This window comes from Streptomyces sp. HUAS TT11 (assembly GCF_051553595.1).
Taxonomy (GTDB): domain Bacteria; phylum Actinomycetota; class Actinomycetes; order Streptomycetales; family Streptomycetaceae; genus Streptomyces.
Genome location: NZ_CP196184.1, coordinates 2,672,107 through 2,693,007 on the forward strand (window position 1 = coordinate 2,672,107; position 20,901 = coordinate 2,693,007).

The 20,901-nt window shown below is 70.8% G+C and carries 16 protein-coding genes; 2 read left to right on the forward strand and 14 right to left on the reverse strand.

Translation table 11 applies throughout. The features are described from left to right. Positions 1-20: 20 nt before the first annotated feature. Both ACSHXN_RS12005 and ACSHXN_RS12010 read right to left on the reverse strand, forming a co-directional pair. Positions 21-887: an ABC transporter permease gene (locus ACSHXN_RS12005; RefSeq protein WP_355129592.1), complete on the reverse strand. Its 867-nt coding sequence runs from the start codon at positions 885-887 to the stop codon at positions 21-23. After that, positions 877-1,692, reverse strand: coding sequence for an ABC transporter ATP-binding protein (locus ACSHXN_RS12010; protein WP_355129594.1), 816 nt, complete (start codon positions 1,690-1,692; stop codon positions 877-879). Before ACSHXN_RS12010 ends, ACSHXN_RS12005 begins: the two co-directional genes overlap by 11 nt. A 160-nt stretch (positions 1,693-1,852) precedes the next feature. Here ACSHXN_RS12010 and ACSHXN_RS12015 point away from each other — a divergent pair, with 160 nt between their 5' ends. After that, entirely contained in the window at positions 1,853-2,545 is a 693-nt protein-coding gene (locus ACSHXN_RS12015; protein ID WP_355129596.1) for a response regulator, read from the forward strand. Between the two features lie 51 nt (positions 2,546-2,596). Here the strand turns inward: ACSHXN_RS12015 and ACSHXN_RS12020 are convergent, their stop codons facing one another. The 6 genes from ACSHXN_RS12020 to ACSHXN_RS12045 form a co-directional block, all read right to left on the reverse strand. Continuing rightward, positions 2,597-4,189: a solute symporter family protein gene (locus ACSHXN_RS12020; protein ID WP_356112622.1), complete on the reverse strand. Its 1,593-nt coding sequence runs from the start codon at positions 4,187-4,189 to the stop codon at positions 2,597-2,599. Beyond that, positions 4,186-4,746, reverse strand: a complete 561-nt coding sequence (locus ACSHXN_RS12025) for a DUF485 domain-containing protein (RefSeq protein WP_356292172.1) — start codon at positions 4,744-4,746, stop codon at positions 4,186-4,188. The genes ACSHXN_RS12020 and ACSHXN_RS12025 overlap by 4 nt, the downstream gene beginning before the upstream one ends. 69 nt (positions 4,747-4,815) lie before the next feature. Next, positions 4,816-5,499, reverse strand: coding sequence for a response regulator transcription factor (locus ACSHXN_RS12030; protein ID WP_355129602.1), 684 nt, complete (start codon positions 5,497-5,499; stop codon positions 4,816-4,818). Next, positions 5,496-6,647: a sensor histidine kinase gene (locus tag ACSHXN_RS12035; RefSeq protein ID WP_355129604.1), complete on the reverse strand. Its 1,152-nt coding sequence runs from the start codon at positions 6,645-6,647 to the stop codon at positions 5,496-5,498. Before ACSHXN_RS12035 ends, ACSHXN_RS12030 begins: the two co-directional genes overlap by 4 nt. Continuing rightward, the gene (locus tag ACSHXN_RS12040) at positions 6,644-7,168 is read right to left on the reverse strand and encodes a DUF1453 domain-containing protein (RefSeq protein ID WP_356112627.1); all 525 of its coding nucleotides are present in this window, start codon (positions 7,166-7,168) and stop codon (positions 6,644-6,646) included. Before ACSHXN_RS12040 ends, ACSHXN_RS12035 begins: the two co-directional genes overlap by 4 nt. Positions 7,169-7,833: 665 nt before the next feature. Beyond that, positions 7,834-9,957: a DNA gyrase/topoisomerase IV subunit B gene (locus ACSHXN_RS12045; RefSeq protein ID WP_355129608.1), complete on the reverse strand. Its 2,124-nt coding sequence runs from the start codon at positions 9,955-9,957 to the stop codon at positions 7,834-7,836. 440 nt (positions 9,958-10,397) lie between these two features. Between ACSHXN_RS12045 and ACSHXN_RS12050 the strand changes: the two genes are divergently transcribed. Next, entirely contained in the window at positions 10,398-10,628 is a 231-nt protein-coding gene (locus tag ACSHXN_RS12050) for a DUF7455 domain-containing protein (protein ID WP_059132108.1), read from the forward strand. A gap of 210 nt (positions 10,629-10,838) precedes the next feature. On the opposite strand, the gene ACSHXN_RS12055 is transcribed toward ACSHXN_RS12050, so the two are convergent. From ACSHXN_RS12055 to ACSHXN_RS12080, 6 genes are all read right to left on the reverse strand, one after another. Beyond that, a complete protein-coding gene (locus tag ACSHXN_RS12055; RefSeq protein ID WP_356112629.1) occupies positions 10,839-11,657 on the reverse strand; it encodes a S1 family peptidase in 819 nt (272 codons plus the stop codon). 121 nt (positions 11,658-11,778) lie between these two features. Further along, entirely contained in the window at positions 11,779-13,317 is a 1,539-nt protein-coding gene (locus ACSHXN_RS12060; RefSeq protein ID WP_383352219.1) for an RNA polymerase sigma factor, read from the reverse strand. 557 nt (positions 13,318-13,874) lie between these two features. Next, a complete protein-coding gene (locus ACSHXN_RS12065; protein WP_355129614.1) occupies positions 13,875-14,762 on the reverse strand; it encodes a FadR/GntR family transcriptional regulator in 888 nt (295 codons plus the stop codon). A 162-nt stretch (positions 14,763-14,924) separates the two neighbouring features. Beyond that, positions 14,925-16,670, reverse strand: a complete 1,746-nt coding sequence (locus ACSHXN_RS12070; RefSeq protein WP_438303074.1) for an ABC transporter ATP-binding protein — start codon at positions 16,668-16,670, stop codon at positions 14,925-14,927. Between the two features lie 122 nt (positions 16,671-16,792). Next, positions 16,793-17,551 (reverse strand): NUDIX hydrolase, encoded by a 759-nt coding sequence (locus ACSHXN_RS12075; protein ID WP_355129618.1) that lies wholly within the window; start codon positions 17,549-17,551, stop codon positions 16,793-16,795. 131 nt (positions 17,552-17,682) lie between these two features. Next, a complete protein-coding gene (locus ACSHXN_RS12080) occupies positions 17,683-19,599 on the reverse strand; it encodes a glycogen debranching N-terminal domain-containing protein (RefSeq protein WP_438306450.1) in 1,917 nt (638 codons plus the stop codon). Between the last annotated feature and the right edge of the window lie 1,302 nt (positions 19,600-20,901).

Consider the following 20,901-nt stretch of genomic DNA (forward strand, 5'->3'; position numbering starts at 1 on the left):
ACGACGGCCCGAGGAGCCGGTCAGTGCCCGGAATCCGACGCCTTCCAGCGGAAGATCCGGCGCTCGGCGAAGGTGAGCAGCCCTTCGGCCACCAGCGCGACGACCGCGAGGATGACCATCGCGGCGTACACACCGGCCGCGTTGAAGGTGCCCTGGGACTGTGCGACGAGCAGGCCGACACCCTTGGTGGCGCCGATGTACTCGCCGACGATGGCGCCGATCAGCGCGAAGCCGAAGCTGACATGGAGACTGGTGAAGATCCATGAGGTGGCCGACGGGATGACGACCTGAAGCGTCACCCGCCGGTCGCTGGCGCCCAGGATGCGGGCGTTGGAGACCAGGTTGCGGTCGACCTCGCGGGCGCCCTGGAAGGCGTTGAAGAAGACCGGGAAGAAGACCAGGACGACAGCCGAGGCGATCTTGGAGGACGGGCCGAGCCCGAACCAGATGACGAAGATCGGGGCAAGGACGATCCTGGGTATGGAGTTGAGCACCTTGATGTATGGACCAAGGACATCGGCGAGGAAGGCGACCCTCCCCAGCGCGATACCGAAGACCACACCGGCCGCCACGCCGATGACCCAGCCGAGCAGCGCCTCCTGGAGCGTGACCCAGATCTGCTCGCCGAGCGAACCGAGCGCGGTGCCGTGGGTGATCCAGGTGTAGATCTGGTCCCATACCTTCGAAGGCATCGAGAAGTTGAACGGATCGATGACCTTGGCCCGGGACAGCGCCTCCCAGAGCCCGAGCACGGCCACCAGCAGCAGCACACGGGCGACCAGGACGACGGCCTTGCGCCTGCGGGCGGCACGCGCCCGCGACTCGGCACGGCCGGGCTGCTTGGAGGTGTCCACCGGAGCCGACGCGGAGATGACCTCAGGCGACATGGGCGGCGCCCCTTTCGCGGGTGATGCGGACCTCTTCGCCGAGGGACTCCCAGATCTCTCGGTAGATCTCGATGAACCGCGGTTCCAGGCGCACCGATTCGACCTTGCGCGGCCGCGGCAGGTCGATGTCGAAGATGTGCTTCACGGTCGCGGGTCCGGCGGTCATCACGACGACCTTGTCGGCCAGCGCGATCGACTCCTCCAGGTCATGGGTGACGAAGACGACCGAGGCGCCCGTGCCCGCCCACAGCTCCAGCAGCTCGTCCGACATCAGCGCCCTGGTCTGCACGTCGAGCGCCGAGAACGGCTCGTCCATCAGCAGGATCTCGGGGTCGTTGACAAAAGTGGCGGCGAGAGCGACACGCTTGCGCTGGCCACCGGAGAGCTGGTGCGGGTAGCGGTCCTCGAAGGCCGCGAGCCCGACCCGGGCCAGCCACTCGCGGGCCTTCTGCTTCGCCTCCGCCTTGGGCACACCACGAAAGCGCGGGCCCGCCATGACGTTGGACAGGACCGTGCGCCAGGGAAACGTGGCGTCCTGCTGGAAGACGAAGCCGACCTTGTCCCCGACTCCCGCGACCGGCGCGCCGGCCACCAGCACCTCGCCCTCGGTGGGCTCCTCCAGCCCGCTGACCAGTGTCAGGGTCGTCGACTTGCCGCACCCGGTGGGTCCGACGACGGCGACGAACTCACCGCGGCCGACGGTCAGATCAAGTCCCCTGACGGCCGTGTGCAGACCCCCTGACGGGGTCCGGAAGATCTTGCTCGCGCCCCGTAGCTCGATGGCGGGGCCGGTGTCTGCGCTCATGGCCGGGACCGTAGATGCGGTGCGGGCCGCGACAGCAGTCTTCTGGGCGCAAGACCTACTTCTGCTTGCAAGAGTCTGTTGTGCTCATTTTGCTCGCGCTACAACTGCGGAGCCGAAACACGGGCTTAACGCTCGCCTGGCCTTGAGGGAGAGAGGCCCGATGATAAACGTCCTGATCGTGGACGACGACTTCCGTGTCGCCGAGATCAACGCCAAGTACGTCGGAAAGGTTCCCGGCTTCCGGGTCGCCGCCCGCGCGCACAGCGCTGCCCAGGCGCTGGCCGCGGTGGAGCGCGCCACGATCGACCTGGTCCTGCTCGACCACTATCTGCCCGATCGGACGGGGCTCGAACTGGTCCACCGCATGCGCGAGCAAGGCCATGGCACCGACGTCATCATGATCACGGCGGCCGGCGACGTGGCCACGGTGCAGGCCGCGATGCGTCTGGGCGCCCTGCACTATCTGGTGAAGCCGTTCACTTTCGCGGCCCTGCGCACACGCCTGGACTCGTATGCCGCCCTGCGCCGGACGGTCGACCGCGTCGGCGGCCGGGGGGTGGCCGGCCAGGAACAGGTCGACCGCATCTTCGGCGCCCTGCGCACCACGCCCGTGTCCTCCTCGCCCGGGCTGCCCAGCGGTCACTCCGAACCGACCACGGACCTCATATGCGATGTACTGCACAGGTCCGGCCGGCCGCTCTCGGCCCATGAGGTGGCCGCGAGGACGGGGCTGAGCCGTTCCACCGCCCAGCGCTATCTGCGCCGCCTCGAGCAGGTGGGCCGGCTGCGGCTCTCCCTGAAGTACGGCGACACGGGGCGACCCGAACACCGGTACGCGTGGGTGGCGCCGTAGCAGGGGGTGCGCGGGCCGTACGACCCGCGCACCGCAGCGTGGTACCGGGGGTCAGACCGCGCCCGCACCCGTCAGCGACCGCACCTCGGTCTCCGCGTGCTTGGCCTCGTCCGGCTGTTCCCCCGAGGTGACAGTGCCGAGCCAGCCCGCGACGAAGCCGAGCGGGATGGAGACGATGCCGGGGTTCTGCAGCGGGAAGTACTGGAAGTCGACGGCGGGGAACAGCGATTCGGGGCTGCCCGAGACGACCGGCGACAGCAGTACGAGCACCAGGGCGGGCACCAGGCCCCCGTAGACCGCCCACACGGCGCCGCGTGTCGTGAAGCCGCGCCAGAAGAGCGAGTAGATCAGCGCGGGAAGGTTCGCGGAGGCGGAGACGGCGAAGGCGAGCCCCACCAGGAAGGCCACGTTGAGATCGCGGGCCAGCAGCCCGAGCGCGATCGCCACCACGCCGATTCCTGCGGCCGCGACCCGCGCCACGGTCACCTCGCTGCGCGCCCCGGTCCGGCGGCGTCTCAGCGATGCGTACAGGTCGTGCGCGACGGCGGCCGATGAGGCCAGCGTGATGCCCGCGACCACCGCGAGGATCGTGGCGAAGGCGATCGCGGCGACCATCGCGAACAGGACCGTCCCGCCGGCGGATTCCGCTCCGCCGCCCAGCTTCAGGGCCAGCAGCGGTACCGCGGTGTTGCCGGCCGTGTTCGACTCCCGCACGGCGTCCGGTCCGACGACGGCCGCCGCGCCGAAGCCCAGCACGATCGTCATCAGATAGAAGCCGCCGATGAGCCCGACCGACCAGACGACCGAGCGACGGGCGGCCCGCGCCGTCGGCACGGTGTAGAAGCGGGAGAGGATGTGGGGCAGCCCGGCCGTGCCCAGTACCAGCGCCAGCCCCAGACTGATGAAGTCGATGCGCGCGGTCCAGTTCCCGCCGTACTTCAGCCCTGGCGCGAGAAACGCCTCGCCGTGCCCGCTGCGCTCCGCCGCGGTCCGCAGCAAGGAGTCGACGTCTCCGTGGAAGCGCATCAGGACGAGGACGGTCAGCGCCACCGTGCCGCCGAGCAGCAGCACGGCCTTGACGATCTGGATCCAGGTCGTGGCCCGCATCCCGCCCAGGGACACATAGATCACCATCAGCGCGCCGACGACGATCACGGTCCAGGAGCGCGCCGCGGCGCTCGTCCCGCCGAACAGCAGCGCTACGAGACTGCCCGCGCCCACCATCTGCGCCACGAGGTAGAGCACGGACACGGTCACCGAGGACGTCCCCACCGCGACCCGGACCGGCCGCTCCCTCATCCGGGCCGCGACGACGTCCGCGAGCGTGAACCGTCCGCAGTTGCGAACGAGTTCGGCGACGAAGAAGAGCACCACGAGCCAGGCGACGAGGAAACCCACGACGTAGAGCAGCCCGTCGTAACCGAAGAGCGCGATCAGTCCGGTGACCCCGAGGAAGGATGCCGCCGACATGTAGTCGCCCGCGATGGCAAAACCATTCTCCATCGGCGAGAACAGTCGCCCGCCCGCGTAGAACTCCTCGGCCGAACCGTGCCGGTTGCGACTCACCCATGTGGTGATCGCCAGCGTGATCGCGACGAACACGCCGAACAGCACCAGCGCCAGTGCCTGATGGTGCTCGCTCACCGCTCGCCGCCTTTGAGTCCCCGCGTCAACTCCTGTGTGTCCCAGCGCAGATCGAGCGCCGCCCGGTCCCGGCGCAACCGGGCGTGCCACGCGTACGCCCAGGTGAGCAGGAAGGTCGTCAGGAACTGTGCGAGCCCCGCCACCATCGCCACGTTCACCGCGCCGGCCACCGGCCGCGCCATCAGCCCCGGCGCGGTCTGCGCGGTCACCACATAGCCCAGGTACCAGGCCAGGAACGCGACAAGACCCGGGACCACGAATCTCCGGTACCGGCTGCGCACCTCCTGGAAGGCCGCACTGCGCTGCACTTCCAGGTACACCTCCCCCGCACGGGAGGCGCCCTCCTCGCGTCGCGCGGGCGGCACCACGGGGGCGGGAGCGCCTGTCCCGTCCAGTTCGCCCCAACCGGAGGCGAGCGCGTCGTACCAGGGGTCGACGTGCCTGACGTGTCCGGCCGCCCCCATGGACGTGGGGGCTGCGTCACGGCCTTCGTGCCTCTCGACCGGACTCTCGGGACCGCCCCCGTCTCCGCCGGGACGGCCATTGCTTGACTTCATGCCCAAGGATGGACAGATCGGGAAGTTCCCCGGCTCTCCTTCGCCATGCTCTTCACCCCATCAGGTGACTCAGCGCGAGGGCGGCCTGACCAGACCGTTTGCATACGCGTAACGGACCGCCCCGGCACGGTCCTTGAGCCCGGTCTTGGCGAAGAGATTGTTGATGTGGGTCTTCACCGTGGCCGTGGAGACATGGAGCCTGCGGGCGATCTCCTGATTGGTCAGTCCCTCGGCGATCAGCACGAGCACCTCCGTCTCCCGTGCGGTGAGCCCGTCCGGTGGCTCCACGGGCGCGGCCGTCCGCCGCTCGGGCTCCGACAGCCGCTCCAGCAGCCGTCGCTGGATGCTCGGGGAGAGCCCCGCGTCCCCGGAGAGCACGCTCCGCACGGCCCGTACGATCTCGTCGCCGCCCGCGTCCTTGGTGAGGTACCCGCGCGCCCCCGCCTTCAGCGCCGGGAACAGCGACTCGTCGTCCGCGTAGGTGGTGAGCACGACGACCTGGGTGCCCGGGTGCTCGCTGCGGATGCGCCGCGTCGCCTCGACGCCGTCGCAGCGCGGCATTCGCAGGTCCATCAGCACCACGTCCGGTGCCAGCTCGGCGACGAGCTTCACCGCCTCCTCCCCGTCCCCGGCCGCGCCGACGACCTCGACGCCGGGAAGCAGACCCAGCAGCATCACGATGCCCTCGCGCACCACCGTCTGGTCGTCCGCCACCACGACCCGCGCCGGCTTGCCGCCCTCCTCCTGCGTCATACCGGCACCTTCAACGTCACCACGAATCCCTCCTCGCCGGGCCCGGCCTCCAGCGAACCGCCCAGCAGTTCGGCACGCTCCCGCATGCCCAGCAGACCGTACCCGGCCCCCGTCCCGGTCAGTTCGCCCGGCGAACCCCCCGAGTCCCGCACGTCCAGCATCACTTGGTGCTCGGCGTACTCCAGCCGAATGTGCACCTTGGCGCCGGGGGCGTGCTTGCGGACGTTCGTCATGGCCTCCTGCGCGACCCTGCGGACCGCCTGCGAGGCCTCGGCGGGCAACGGTGTGCGCTCACCCGATACGGTGACGTCCGCGCGGTCCGCCGTGGCGACGAGCTCACTCAGGAAGTCCTCGAGCGGGGACATCTCGCCACGCAGCGCGGAGAGCGCCTGCCGGGTCTCGGCGAGTCCTTCCCGGGCCATTCCCCGCGCCGCCACGACCCGCTCCAGTATTTTGTCCCGCTCGGCTCCCGACTCGATCAGCAGCCGGGCCGCCTCCAGATGCACAAGCTGCGCGGAGAGGCTGTGCGCCAGTACGTCGTGGATGTCCCGTGCGATCCGGGTCCGCTCCGCAAGGGCCGCCGACTCGGCCTCGGCCACCCGCGCGGCCCGTTCCTGGGCGAGCAGCCGCAGGGCCCCGCCCCGCGCTTCCGCGTCCAGGCGCAGTACGTAGCCCGCGAGGGCGATTCCGACCGTGGTGGCCACCGTGGTCAGCCAGGCGTCGTTGTTGACCGCGGCGTACGCACCGAGCCCGACGCCTGCGGCGGGTACGGCGACGGCGAGGGGCAGCCGTTCCATGGCGACGACGGCGCACGCGCACCAGAGCACGAGTGCCGGGATGCGCAGGCCCGAGAGGTGCCCCACGAGGGCCAGTCCGAGGAGCCCCGTGAGCAGAGCGGCCGAGGGCAGGAGGCGATGGTGCAGCGTGGTCCGGAAGAAGGCCCAGCCCGCCACCCCGCACACCAGCACCCCGGCCGCGGCCGCGGCCGCGCCCCACATGGCCAGTCGGCCGCCGGTGAAGGTGGTCCACAGGAGCATTCCGGCGGCGAAGAGCCGTCCGCACCAGCCGAGGGCGCGCCGGGCACCGGACACTCCCCTGCGGGAGAGTGCCTCACGCGAGGGCCAGCGCGTCCACACGTTGTCCGTCACACACGCTCCTTCGGTGCGGGCCGGCGCATGCCGTCACCGTACGCCGTGGCCGGCCCGTCGGCGGAGACGAGGGACCGCACCCGCCGGACCAGGAACCCCGAGCGCACCAGCAGCGTGCCCGCCAGGGCGAGCAGGAGGGCGGAGCTGTCCTGGTGGACGCCCAGCGCTGCGCCGACCGCGAAGAGCCCGACCCGCAGGGCGATACCGCCGATCCAGACGCTGATGCTCGCCTTGGTGCTCTTGCTCCACGCGGCGCCGTCCGCCTCCAGCCATATCCGGGTGGTCCAGGCCCAGCCGGCCCCGGTGGCGAGGCCGATCAGCAACTCGGTACCCAGCAGGAGGGCGGACACCGTGGGGTGATGGGGATCGAGCAGGCCGGGCCGGCGCAGCGCGAGAACGGTGAGGACCACGGGGACCAGCCACCAGCGCCGGTCGGCGTCGATCCGGCGTGCCCGGAACTGCCGCACGATCACCAGGGCGACCACGGCCACGATCACCAACGCATTGACCAGCCCGGACATCACTGCCTCCGTGAGCGGATGGAAAGGACGCCGACGGCGGGTGCCGTCGACACCCAGGACGCTACGGAAATCGGCAGGTCAGCAGATCGGCGTCGGGGTGGATCGTGGGTGGAGTCGGCAACGCCCGCTCCCTCCACCCTGGGGTGGAGGCCGGCCCCGTACGCCGCTCGTCGCCGCGGCGCACACCCCACCCTCGCGGCACCGGCAGCACGCGCCCGCCGAGTGCCACCGGAGCCGGTTCCCGCCTGCCGACGGCCTCCATCGGCGAAACCGCCGGCAATGTCGCGCACCCGCACACTCGCCGTCGACGATGTCGGGGTCCGGAAGCCTCGAGAGCGCCTGCCCGTGAAAGCCGCGTGATGCGGACGTGGGAGGCGGCGGGCCATCACGCACCGGCCGCTCGAAGGTCCGCGGGCCACCCCGAGGCCCTCGCCCCGCCGCGGCAGGCCGGGCGCCGTCCGGCCCGCCGGCCACGCCGATCGCCGGGCGAGCCGCCCGGAAGCCGCGCTGCTCACGACCTGAACCCGTCCCCGGCCGCCCGCCCGACCGGTACTCGATGCCGGTCTCCCGTTCGATCGACACCCGGTCCCCGGCCGGGCGCCGGAGCCCGGCCGGGGATCACCGCCGTGCGCCCCGGCCCTGTCGGCCGGGGCCGTACGCGACGGCTAGGCGTCGATGCGCGACCGGTCGAGCGTCGCGGCCGAGCTGGAGATGAACTCCTTGCGCGGTGCCACGTCGTTGCCCATCAGCAGGTCGAACACCTGCTCGGCGGACTCCAGGTCGGAGAGGTTGATGCGGCGCAGGGTGCGGTGACGCGGGTCCATCGTGGTCTCGGCGAGCTGGTCGGCGTCCATCTCGCCCAGACCCTTGTAGCGCTGGATGGAGTCCTTGTACCGGATGCCCTTGCTCTGGAATTCCAGCAGCTTGTCGCGCAGCTCGCGGTCGGAGTACGTGTAGACGTACTTGTCCTGGCCCTTCTTCGGCTGGACGATCTCGATGCGGTGCAGCGGGGGCACCGCGGCGAACACCCGGCCCGCCTCGACCATGGGCCGCATGTAGCGGTGGAACAGCGTCAGCAGCAGGGTGCGGATGTGGGAGCCGTCCACATCGGCGTCGGTCATCATGATGATCTTGCCGTAGCGTGCCGCGTCGATATCGAACGTGCGGCCCGATCCGGCCCCTATCACCTGGATGATCGCACCGCACTCGGCGTTCTTGAGCATGTCCGTCACGGACGACTTCTGAACGTTCAGGATCTTGCCCCGGATGGGCAGGAGCGCCTGGAACTCGGAGTTCCGCGCGAGCTTGGCCGTACCCAGCGCGGAGTCGCCCTCGACGATGAACAGCTCGCTGCGGTCCACGTCGTCACTGCGGCAGTCGGCGAGCTTCGCGGGCAGCGAGGAGGACTCCAGGGCCGTCTTGCGGCGCTGTGCGTCCTTGTGCTGACGGGCGGCGATGCGCGTACGGGCCGCGGCCACGGCCTTCTCCAGGACGACGCGGGCCTGCTGGGCGGCGTCGCGCTTGGTGGAGGTCAGGAACGCCTTGAGCTCCGCGGAGACCACGTTCGTCACGATCCGGCGGGCCGCCGACGTGCCGAGGACCTCCTTGGTCTGGCCCTCGAACTGCGGTTCGGCCAGGCGCACGGTCACGACCGCGGTGAGCCCTTCCAGGGCGTCGTCCTTGACGATGTCGTCCTCGGCGACGCGCAGCAGCTTCTTGGCCCGCAGCACGTCGTTCATCGTCTTGGTCACCGCCTGCTCGAAGCCGGCGACATGGGTGCCGCCCTTGGGGGTGGCGATGATGTTGACGAAGGACCTCAGCGTCGTGTCGTACCCGGTGCCCCAGCGCAGCGCCACGTCGACACCCAGCTCCCGGGTGACCTCGGTGGGCGTCATCTGGCCGTGGTCGTCAAGGACCGGGACCGTTTCCTTGAAGGTGCCCTGCCCGGAGAAGCGAAGGATGTCGCACACCGGCTTGTCGCTCGCCAGGTACTCGCAGAACTCGCTGATGCCGCCGTCGAAGCGGAACGACTCCTCGCCCTTGCTTCCGCCCTCGCCCAGCCCGAACTCGTCGCGGACGACGATGGTCAGGCCGGGCACCAGGAAGGCCGTCTGGCGGGCACGCTGGTGCAGCGTCTCCAGGGAGAGCTTGGCGTCCTTGAGGAAGATCTGGCGGTCCGCCCAGTAGCGCACGCGCGTGCCGGTGCGGGTCTTGGGGATCTTCTTGGCCTTGAGCAGTCCGCTCTTGGACTCGAACTTCGCGGTCGGGCCGTCACCGGCGAACGCCCCCGGCACACCGCGCCGGAAGCTGATCGCGTGCGTGTGGCCGTCGCGGTCGACCTCGACGTCCAGACGGGCGGAGAGGGCGTTCACCACGGATGCGCCGACACCGTGGAGGCCGCCGGAAGCCGCGTAGGAGCCGCCGCCGAACTTGCCGCCCGCGTGCAGCTTGGTCATCACGACCTCGACGCCGGACAGACGGGTCTTGGGCTCCACGTCGACCGGGATGCCGCGGCCGTTGTCCCTGACCTCCACCGAGCCGTCGTCGTGGAGGATCACATCGATGTGGTCGCAGTACCCGCCCAGGGCCTCGTCGACGGAGTTGTCGATGATCTCCCAGAGGCAGTGGCTCAGACCCCGGCTGTCGGTCGAGCCGATGTACATGCCAGGACGCTTCCGCACGGCCTCGAGGCCTTCGAGGACGAGGAGGTGCCGCGCGGTGTAGTTGGAGCCGTCGCGGTCTGCTCCTGTCAGCAGCGCTGTGGACGGCACGGACGTATCGGCGGTCACGCGGTTCGCTCCTCGCTGAATTTCGGATGGGGCCCTTTGGATAACGGGCCGGCTTGGGTCACCGGACCGAGGGTACAGAGGCCTGGTAGAGCCGTTGTACCGCCACCCTCGTCGAGAACCCAGACTAGTCCAGAGTCGCACGGGCGTTCGACACCTGGGTGGGGTGAAGTACATATCACGTTCCCTTCGAGGCATGAACCATTTAGCCTCGGGGCACGTCCTCATCCACAACCGGCAACGCCGCCGGGAGGACGCGACCACCGATAGACAGCGCGAACCCGTACGACATACAGACGTAATACGGCACATTCGCCGCCAACCGGCAGCAGCCAGCCGCCACGGAAAGAATCTTTCGAGGATAAGCCGCGAGCGGGAACGTTTTCGGCCTGGTTGGATGTTGACCCTGGTACGACAGCTCGTCGAGCTAGAGAAGAGGCGACGTGACTACTGTTCTGACCCCCGCGAGCCCGCTGACGGCCGCTGACCGCTGCGACCGTTGCGGCGCCCAGGCGTACGTACGCGTCGTCCTCCTGAGCGGCGGAGAACTGCTCTTCTGCGCCCACCACGGTCGCAAGTTCGAGCCGGAGCTCAAGAAGATCGCCGCTGAGATACAGGACGAGACGGAGCGACTGACCTCCGTTCCGGCTAGCACCTCGGAAGACGAACGCTGACACCTAGCGCGTACCGACGAGCCGACACCGGCGCCCAGGCCGGTGAAACGGGCGGCCACTCCGATCACACGGAGTGGCCGCCCGTATTCGTAGGGCGCTTCGGAAGAGCGCCGTACGGCACTCAAGGAGCCCCCCGCCCCGTCGCGCAGCCGCACTCCGCCGCGCGTCGCCCGCCGACGTGCGCGACGGAGCTCCGGACGCACGCCACCGTCATCGGCCGCCGCTCAGCGCTTTGACGGCCTCGGAGACCCGCGTGTAGACCCCGGGGCTGCCGGGCTGCCCGCAGCCGCTTCCCCAGGACACCAGACCGATCAGACGCCCCATGGCGACGAGCGGCCCGCCGCTGTCCCCCTGGCAGGCGTCGCGACCACCCTGGGGCAGGCCGGCGCACACCATGGAAGCAGGCTGGTACTTGCCGTCCAGACCGCCGGGGTAGGCCTGCCCGCAGGCATTGTCCGGCAGGACCTGAAGGTTCGCGCCCCGCAGACTGCGCTCGTAGTCGGCGGCTCCGGTGGTGTCGCCCCAGCCGTACACCGTCGCCTGCGTCCCCGGCTGATAGGCCGGATCACCGGCCGCCGCCATGCCGATGACCGAGGTGGCCGGCAGGGGGGAGGCAAGGGTGAGCACGGCGAAGTCACCGGCGTTCGTGAGGCGGTTGTACGTCGGATTGACCCACGTGGCGGCCACCGGGATCTCCTTGCCCTGGGCGGACATCAGGTCCGTACGACCCGTGATGACCCTCAGGTCCGGCACCTGCCCCGGTGGTGCGCCCAGGACGGCCGTGCTCATGCAGTGGGCGGCGGTCAGGACCTTGGAACGGTCCACCACCACTCCCCCGCAGAACTGCCCCGCACGGGTACCACCGAACCGGTCACGGCTGGAGAGTGCGACGGTCCACGGGCTCTGAGAGATGTCGACCGGGAAGCCTCCGATGACGACGTTGTCCGCCGTCGCCGAAACCGGGGACACCAGCGGTATCAGGGCTGCTGCGACCCCTACGGCCAGGGTTCGGGCAAGGTGGCGGCGCATGGGCACTCCTCACTGTCGGATGGTCGTAGAACACCCACAGTGATCCAGTCGGCTACGGCGCGCACACGCAGAGGGGCCGGTTCCCACGGGAACCGGCCCCTCCGGGGACTACAGGTGAGGATCAGTCGAGGTAGTCGCGCAGAACCTGCGAGCGCGACGGGTGACGCAGCTTCGACATCGTCTTGGACTCGATCTGGCGGATCCGCTCACGGGTGACGCCGTAGACCTTGCCGATCTCGTCGAGCGTCTTCGGCTGACCGTCGGTGAGGCCGAAGCGCATGGAGACCACGCCCGCCTCACGCTCCGACAGGGTGTCGAGGACCGAGTGCAGCTGCTCCTGGAGGAGCGTGAAGCTGACCGCGTCCGCGGGAACGACGGCCTCGGAGTCCTCGATGAGGTCACCGAACTCGCTGTCGCCGTCCTCACCGAGCGGGGTGTGCAGGGAGATGGGCTCGCGGCCGTACTTCTGGACCTCGATGACCTTCTCCGGGGTCATGTCGAGCTCCTTGGCCAGCTCCTCCGGGGTGGGCTCGCGACCCAGGTCCTGGAGCATCTGGCGCTGGACACGGGCCAGCTTGTTGATGACCTCGACCATGTGCACCGGGATACGGATGGTGCGGGCCTGGTCGGCCATGGCGCGGGTGATCGCCTGCCGGATCCACCAGGTGGCGTACGTGGAGAACTTGTAGCCCTTGGTGTAGTCGAACTTCTCGACCGCGCGGATCAGACCGAGGTTGCCTTCCTGGATGAGGTCCAGGAAGAGCATCCCGCGGCCCGTGTAGCGCTTGGCCAGGGAGACCACCAGACGGAGGTTCGCCTCGAGGAGGTGGTTCTTGGCACGCCGGCCGTCCTCGGCGATGATCTCCAGCTCACGCTTGAGCTTGGGGGCCAGCTTGTCCGCGTTGGCCAGCTTGTCCTCGGCGAACAGCCCGGCCTCGATGCGCTTGGCGAGCTCGACCTCCTGCTCGGCGTTGAGCAGCGGGACCTTGCCGATCTGCTTCAGGTAGTCCTTGACCGGGTCGGCGGTCGCACCGGCCGCGGCGACCTGCTGCGCGGGGGCGTCGTCCTCGTCCTCGTCGGACAGCACGAAACCGGCGCTCTCGGTGCCCTCGGGTTCGTCGCCCGTCTTGCCGGGGGTCTCCTCGAGGACGGCCTCGTCCTCGATCAGCTCGACGTCGTCCTTCTTGTCGGTCGCCGTCGCCTTCTTGGCGGCCGTCGTCTTCTTGGCGACGGTCTTCTTGGCGACGGCCTTCTTGGCGGGCGTCGCCTTCTTGGCAGCGGCCTTCTTGACGGGCGCGTCCTCAGCCGGGTCGTCGGAGACCGGCACGGCCGGAGCGGTGGCCTTCTTCGCGGTCGCCGTCTTCGCCGCAACGGTCTTGGTGGCCGTGCGCTTGGCCGGACTCTTCGCTGCGACGCTCTTACGGGTGCGCTTGGGCTCTGCGGCACTGACCATCAGCGTCACACCCTCTTCCTCGAGGATCTGGTTGAGGCTGCGCAGTACGTTCTTCCACTGAGTGGCCGGAATCTGGTCAGCTTCGAAGGCCCGACGCACATCGTCGCCGGCGATCTGCCCCTCAGCCTTTCCCCGCTCAATGAGAGCCATGACAGAGACGGACTCGGCGATCTCCGGCGGGAGCGTACGGGATGTGCTGGCCGACACGAACAACCTCTCGGAACGTTGGAAAACGGCTTCCGGCCCCGTCCACCAGGACAGGAGCCGACCGCCGGCTTGGGGATGGGCCGACGGCGCGGGCAAGGGCCGGGGAGATGCACAGCGCCGCGAACGGCGTCCGTATTCCCTCCTCGGCTGTCACCTCTTAGGTCATCGCATAGTGCCCCGAAGCGTTACGCCCAATCCGCGTGGCCCGGATCACACCCCGTAACCGCTCAAAAACGTCCAGATACGGGCAGAAATATTCAGCTGATGTCGTCCCGGAGGCCTGCCGCCGGCGGCAGGGCGCCGTATCGCCCCGCAGCCCCCGATCGACGCAGGGGGTCCGTGGCGGCATCGACACCCGCAACCGGATCCGGATCGTCCGTGGCACGGCCGCCCTCCGGAACCGGCGACGCCGTCCGTCCCCGTCGGACTCCGCCGGGTCCCTGGAGGATCCGACGGAGTCCGACGGCGGGTGGACGGCGCTGCGCGGTTGTGGACCGCACGGCCCGGTGCTGTACGACGGGCACCCACGCCCGGTCGCACCGCCCGCGCGGTTGCGGTCAGTGCTCCCGCGGCGCGGGCACCACGCGCTCCACCTCGGGGTGGACCGTGAGCAATTGACGCATCGCGCTCTCGGCGGCCGCCCCGTCGCTCGCCGCGAGCGCGTCGACGATGCGGGCGTGCTGGGTCAGGGCGGCGTCGTTCGGGCGCTCGCACCCGGTCACCGGTCCGCCGGAGACCTGGAGAGCGGCCGAGACGATCCCCGAGAGGTGCTCCAGCATGCGGTTGCCGGCGACCTGGATCAGCAGCGAGTGGAACTCGGCGTCGGCACGCGAGAAGGTCAGGGAGTCGCCCTGACCCATGGCGTGCCCCATGATCTCGACCATGTCGCCGAGCCGCTGCTGAACCTCCTCACGCCCGTGACCTGCTGCGAGGCGTGCGGCGAGCGGCTCGATGGTCCACCTGAGCTCGCTGAGTTCACGGCGCTGGTCGTCGCGCTGGGGCCCGAAGGCCCGCCACTCGATGATGTCCGGGTCGAGGAGGTTCCAGTCGCTCACGGGACGTACGCGAGTGCCGACGTTCGGCCGGGCGCTGACCAGGCCTTTCGCTTCGAGGACGCGCAGCGACTCACGGACGACGGTGCGCGACACCTCGAATCGCTGACCGATCTCCTCCGGCACCAGTGGGCGGTCGGCGCCCAGGTCGCCGGAGACGATCATCTGGCCCAGTTGCTGGACGAGTTGGCCGTGGAGTCCACGTCCACGGCTGCCCGCGGCGCGTCGGCCGACGCGACCCAGTTCCGGGTCCGCGCCCTCCCAGGAGGGTGAGCCGACACGGTCGGCGGCGGGCGCCTCGGCGTAGGGGTAGCGGTCGAGTTCGCCCGGTCCGGCCAGGCCGGAGTCTGTGGAGCGGGCGGCGGTCATCATGGTGTGCGCAAGGGTACTCACGGATCCTTTGTCGGCGCCCTCTCCAACTGCCTTGAGGTCTTTGGTGAAAAGCACACGAAAGGGTGATCGCTCACGGCGTCGCAATTGACGCCTTATCGGAAAGAAATGGGCACTTTCCGGGGAGTTGCGTGCACGGCGAGCAGGGATGGGCACAGACGGTTGTCATCGGGCCCTGCCGCGCAGCACTGTGAGCAGATACGCGCAGAGCAGCGCGACGAGGGACAAGGCCAGTGCGCCGCCGACGGGTTGAGCGATCACATGTACCGCGGCGGCCAGATATCGCTCGCCGCCCCAGGGCCACTGCAGCGGCGAGAGTCCCCTCATCCGTGCGGCAAGACCCGCCGCGGTCCCCACGGACGGCCTCTCCAGCACCAGCTGCAGAACGGGTACGACCAGGACGGGCACCGCGAGCACCGCGGCGAGTCCCGCCGTCGTGGACCGGAAGATCCCGGCGGCCAGCACACCGGCCCAGGCGCATCCCACGACGAGCCCGCACCAACTCACGAGGAGGGAGAACCAGTCAGCCGGGACCCGTGCTACCTCTCCCCCGAAGACGACGGCGAGGACCTCGAAGTCGACGGCGATCGTGAGGCAGGCCAGGGCCAGTGCGATGGCCCCGGTGACGAGGAGCTTCGCGGCCAGCAACCCCAGGCGCCGTGGAACGGTCCCGCGGTGCGCGGCGAGGACGGGGTGGCGGAACTCGTCGCCGAAAGCGAGCGCACCGAGCAGGCCCGCGCCGAGCGCCGCGGGGGGCAGCGGAAGATCCTTCGGCCAGGCCGCCGCCACCAGGTGCCCCGGGGTGCGTCCGATGCGGGCGAGGATCACGGAGACGAGAACGGAGACGACGAGCGCGGCGGCGGTGACGAGATGGGCCGTGGCGACACCGGCGGCGCGGTGCAGTTCGTAGCGCAGCGGACGAAGGGGGTCGGGAGTGACACGGACGCCGACGGGCGGCGGCAACGCGGGGAGATCACCCGGCTCCTGCGTCTTGGCCGACGTCGGCGCCGCCGCTGTCGCCTCCGCTGCGGCAAGAGGTCCCATGTCACCGGTCTCGTCGGCGAGTTGGTGCACGAGGATGCCGTGCCGGAATGCCGCCTCCCCGACATCGGCGCACGTACTGCCGTACACCGACAGCCGGTTGCCGTCCTCGTGGACGACCTCCACCGAACGCCGGGCCGACCTCGCCTCCTTGGTGAGGAGCGCCCCAAGTCGCGCCGCGTACGGGCTGCGTACGGCCACGCGCGGGCGCAGGCGGGTCCGGCCGAAATCGGCGGCCTCCTGGTCGGCGACGAGCCGGCCCCGGTCGAGCGTGACGACGCGGTCGGCGGTACCGGCCGCCTCCTTGGGGTCGTCCGTGGCGAAAAGGACCGTGCCGCCCTGGGCGGCATGTGCACGCAGAACGCCGTGCAGCCAGCGCCCCTCACGAGCGGAGAGACCGTGGACGGGACGGTCGACGACGAGGGTGTGCGGGTCGCCGAGCAGGGCGCAGGCGAGTCCGAGGCGGCGATCCATGCCGCGCGAGAGCATCCCCAGCCGCTCGTGCCCCAGTCCGGCGAGTCCGACCCGCTCGAGGACCTCGTCCGCGCGACGGACGGGCACGCCCGCCGCGCAGCACAGCCTGCGCAGTTGTCCACGGACCGTACGCGCGGGATGGCCGGGGACATCTCCGAGGAGCACGCCCACCTCACGCTGCGGATGGGCGATGCGGTGCAGCGGACGTCCCCGGAAGTAGGTGATGCCGCGGCCCGGTTGGAGTTCGAGCATCAGCCTGAGCGCCGTCGTCTTGCCTGCACCGGGGGCTCCGAGGAGCGCGGTGACGTGGCCCGCGTGCGCCTCGAAGGACACGTCGTCGACGGCGGGCGGAAGGTCCCTGCGGGGATTGCTGGTCAGTCCGATCGCCTGGATCACCTGATGCAAGATAGCGCGGTATGTCCGCTTTTTCGGTCACCGTGGCGGCGGTACCGCGCCGACTTCCCCAGCGGACATGCGCCCGCGGCGGCCCCGCCGTGCGAACGACGCCCCCGCGGTGGTCAGACCTCGGGACGCAGCATCGGCGGGTTCAGCAGCGTGGCCCCGCCCGCACGGAAGAGCTGTGCCGGACGCCCGCCCTGTCTGGTCGTCGTGCCTCCCGTGGGAACGAGGAACCCCGGAGTGCCGGTCACCTTGCGGTGGAAGTTGCGCGGGTCGAGGGCCACACCCCACACGGCCTCGTACACCCGGCGCAGCTCGCCCACGGTGAACTCGGCCGGGCAGAAGGCGGTGGCCAGCGAGGAGTACTCGATCTTGGAACGGGCACGCTCTACACCGTCCGCCAGAATCTGCGCATGATCGAAGGCGAGCGGTGCCGCCTGCTCCCCGTCCCTGCCGTAGCCGCCCCGCTGCAGCAACTCCTCCACGGGGGCCCAGCGTGCGCTGTTGGCATCCCCGCCGGGCCGCGGCGCGGGCAGGTCGGGAGCGAGCGCGAGGTGCGCCACGCTCACCACCCTCATCCGCGGGTCACGCTTCGGGTCGCCGTACGTCGCCAGTTGTTCCAGGTGAGCGCCGTTGTCCTGGACGGGTGCGTTGGGATCATGGGCGCACAGCCCGGTCTCCTCGGTCAGCTCACGTGCGGCAGCCTGCGCCAGGTCCTCGTCCGCCCGAACGAAGCCCCCGGGGAGCGCCCATCGGCCCTGGAACGGCGGTTCGCCCCTGCGGACCGCCAGCGCGCACAGAGCATGACGGCGCACGGTCAGCACGACCAGGTCCACGGTGACGGCGAAGGGCGGAAAGGCTGACGGGTCGTAGGGCATGCGGCGATCATAGTCGTCTGCTTGACGATAAACACTCCCTTCGGCAACCGCTTCCACAGCTGATCCAGTTCTGTCGTCGACCCTCCTCGTCGAGGGGCGCCGTCCGCCCTTCTGCGGCACGTCACCCGAGGTCACACACCCAGCTGCAGTCCGTCGGCGGCTTCCTCCACCGTGGCGAGGCCGAGCCGGCCCACACGCACGGAGAGGGGCGCACCGGCAAGTCTCAGTCCCGTCAGAACGATCTCGCCCAGCGGTGCGCTGCGGACCGGACACAGGGTCACCGTCCCGCCCGGTACATCGGGGCGGATACCGGCGAGCGTGCTCAGCAGCAGAACTCCGGCCGCGGCCGCCGTGGCGGCGGGGCGGCAGGCCGCCGGATGCGGCACGGGTCTGGCCCCCTCCACACGCGGCTCGCCACCGAACATCTCGGGCAGCCGGTACCCGAACGCCTCCGCCGCGGCGAGCATCCCGCCCAGCAGCGCGCCCGCCTCCTTCTCATGGCCGACGGCGGCCAGTCCCGCCACGGCGACCGCCGTCTCCTGCACCCGCACCGTGCCACCGCGGTGTCCGAACGGGTTGTACGCCCCTTCCGTCGCACCGAGGCCACGCAGTCCCCATCCGGAGTCCATGTCGGGACCGCCGAGCAGCCGTGCCAGTTGCTCCGTGCGCACCTTGTCGAGCAGACCCGGTGCCAGGGCACCCGAGCCGAGCAGTCCGGTGTCCAGGAGATGCGCGGCGCCGGCCCCGAGATGCGGAACCAGGCGCCCGTCCCGGGTGCGGGCTGCGGCAGGTCTCCCGCCCGAGCGGTCCTCGATCCAGAAGTCCGCACCGAACGCTCCGCGCAGATCCTCGGCCCAGTCGCGCAGTTCCGGTCCGCCCGGCCGCCCCCACGCGTGCAGGAGATCGGCTCCGACCATGGCCGCGCGGTACGCGTGCGCCTGGGTCTCACAGCGCAGCGGCCCGTCCGGCTGGGGATCGGCGAGGTAGACACCGTCGCCGACCGTGACACGCAGCCACCGCAGGCAGTTCTCGGCCGCGGGCAGCAGTTCCTCGGTCTCCCTCTCCGGAAGCCCCCAGCGCCAGGCCTCCGCGAGGAGGACGGGGAACAGCAGGGTGGCTTCCGTGCCCGTGCAGCCCGGCGGTACGTGTGTGCCCGCGTCGCGGCGAGGGCCGGGGATCATGCCCGCGCGCAGGCCCGGACCGGCGAGTTGGGTGCGGGCCAGGATCCGCAGGGTGCCCGCGGCGAGCCGGGTGCCCAGCGGCAGCGTCATTCGCGCCGCCGCCAGGCAGTCGGCGGGTGCCGGTCCGCAACGCCAGGGGGCTCCCGCCGCAAGGTGCACGTCGGACGTGCGGGCGGGGTCGCGCAGGACCAGCGCCTGGAGGTCCTCGATGCTGGTCCTCAGCAGCGGCTGGGCCCTCAGATCGTCGCCGGTGGCCCGGGCCTGGGCGAAGGGGCTGGTCGTCCCGTGTCCCGCCGCCCGGACCGGCGCTGCGTCGTCCGGCTTCAGTCGCACCTCCACACTCCGTGTCCCGCCGGGCGGCAGCTCCATCTGCCAGCGCAGGAGCCCGGCGGAGGCGAGAACATCAGCGGGCGGCGGGGCGGCGGTGACCGCGCAGTCGCCCTTGGCGCTGGACCAGCGCAGCCCGGAGCCGTGGACGGTGGCGGAGATCTCGGGCCCGGAATCTCCCGCGGCGACGGCCGCCAACTCCGTGAGGTCGGTGGCCAGGGACACCTCCAGCGGCAGACGCAGCGGGCGCGTGGCCGCGCTGTGCAGGATGATCCGCTCCGTACCGTCCGCGAACCTCAGTCGCTCCACGACGACGTCCGGGTCCGGACCCACGTCCGCAGCCGCGTGAACGGTACCCACGAAACGCGCGCAATCGGCCGCGATCATGCGAGCCTGCACGGCCAGGGGCTCCCGGCCCGCCACTCGCACCTGGCAGCGGGAGAGCACGCGGCGACCCCCGCGATAGAACCCCTCCAGTCCTCGCCCCGTCAGCTGCCCCTGATCTGTGGAGATCACCAGTCCGGGAAGAGCGACACAGATCAGGGCGGTGTGTGCGGGTGGCAGGTCGGCGACATGGCGGGGCGCTTGCGACGCGGCCGTTCGCGTCCGGCCCCCGCGCGAGGCGGGCGCTGTGCCCCCGGCGCTGCGGGGTGGGACTACCGGCACACCTCTGGGGGGTTGTGACGTCGAGGTGTCATGGCGGGTGGGTCTGTCGCCGTCGTGGGCGAAATGCGGTGTGGGCAGAGGCATGAGAGGGCTTCCTCTGCGCTCGGCGCGCCTTGGGAGGCGGCGAGCGCCGGGTGGGGGCTCGGGAGGGTGGTGCGTGATGCGGCGGGGCGGCCCGAGCACGGGTTCCGCCACACAGGTGAACAGGAGGGGCTTCCTCCGGGTCACGCCTGTGAACGGGAAGCCGACCGAACGGCGGTAGATCCGGGGGCGCAAGCCACTCACTTGGCTTCACCCCTCACACACCTGCGCCCATTGCGGTGGATCGCCGACCGGCCGCCGGGGCTGCCCGCTGCCCGGCGGGGCTCGTCAGTACCGGGCGGTATGTCGGCCGTTGCCTCGGCCGGGTGCCGGCGACGGTCACCGGCTGCCCCGCCGGAACGACTCCTGGACCGGCTGCCGCGGCTCAGCCGACGTACCCGGCGAGACCCGCTGCCAGCGGTCATGGCACGGGGTGGCCGTGCGGCGGCTGCTGCGGCCCGCGACGGACCGGGGTGTGCGGTCACCGGTTCGGTCGGGGCAGAGGCGTCATCAGCCGTCGGCCCGACCCGTTCGGCATCTGCCGGGCGGCTGTCCGCCGACGGATTCGGGCCCGCCGGAGTGTCGAGCGGATGGTCGGGCGGCGGTTCCTCACCAGAGGATGCTGCGGTGTCGAGGGCGGGCGAAGGTCCGGTGGACGACGGCGCCGGACGGCTGTCGGCCACGGACGTCTTGTCAGTGACAGCCGACGGGACGTCGTCGGGCGGGGGTGCCTGGCGAACGGGAACCGTCTGGCCACCGACGGCAGCGGGCCTCGCAGCAGTGGAGGCCACCGGACCACCGTCGGCCGAGGGCCCGTCTGCAGTGGGAGCGGCCGCCGGAACACCTGCGGCCGAGGGCCCGTCTGCGGTGGGAGCCGCCGTCGGAACATCTGCGTCCGTGGAGTTCGCCGCTGCCACCGGACCACCGGTGGCCCCGGACCTCCCTGCGGCAGGAGCTGGCGGGCCACCAACAGCCGCACACCCCTGAACGGCAGGAGCCACGGGCCCACACGCAGCCGCGGACCCCGCAACGGAAGGAACCATCGGGCCACCAGAAGTCGCGGAACCCTCAGCGATGGGAGCCGTCAAGCCGCCG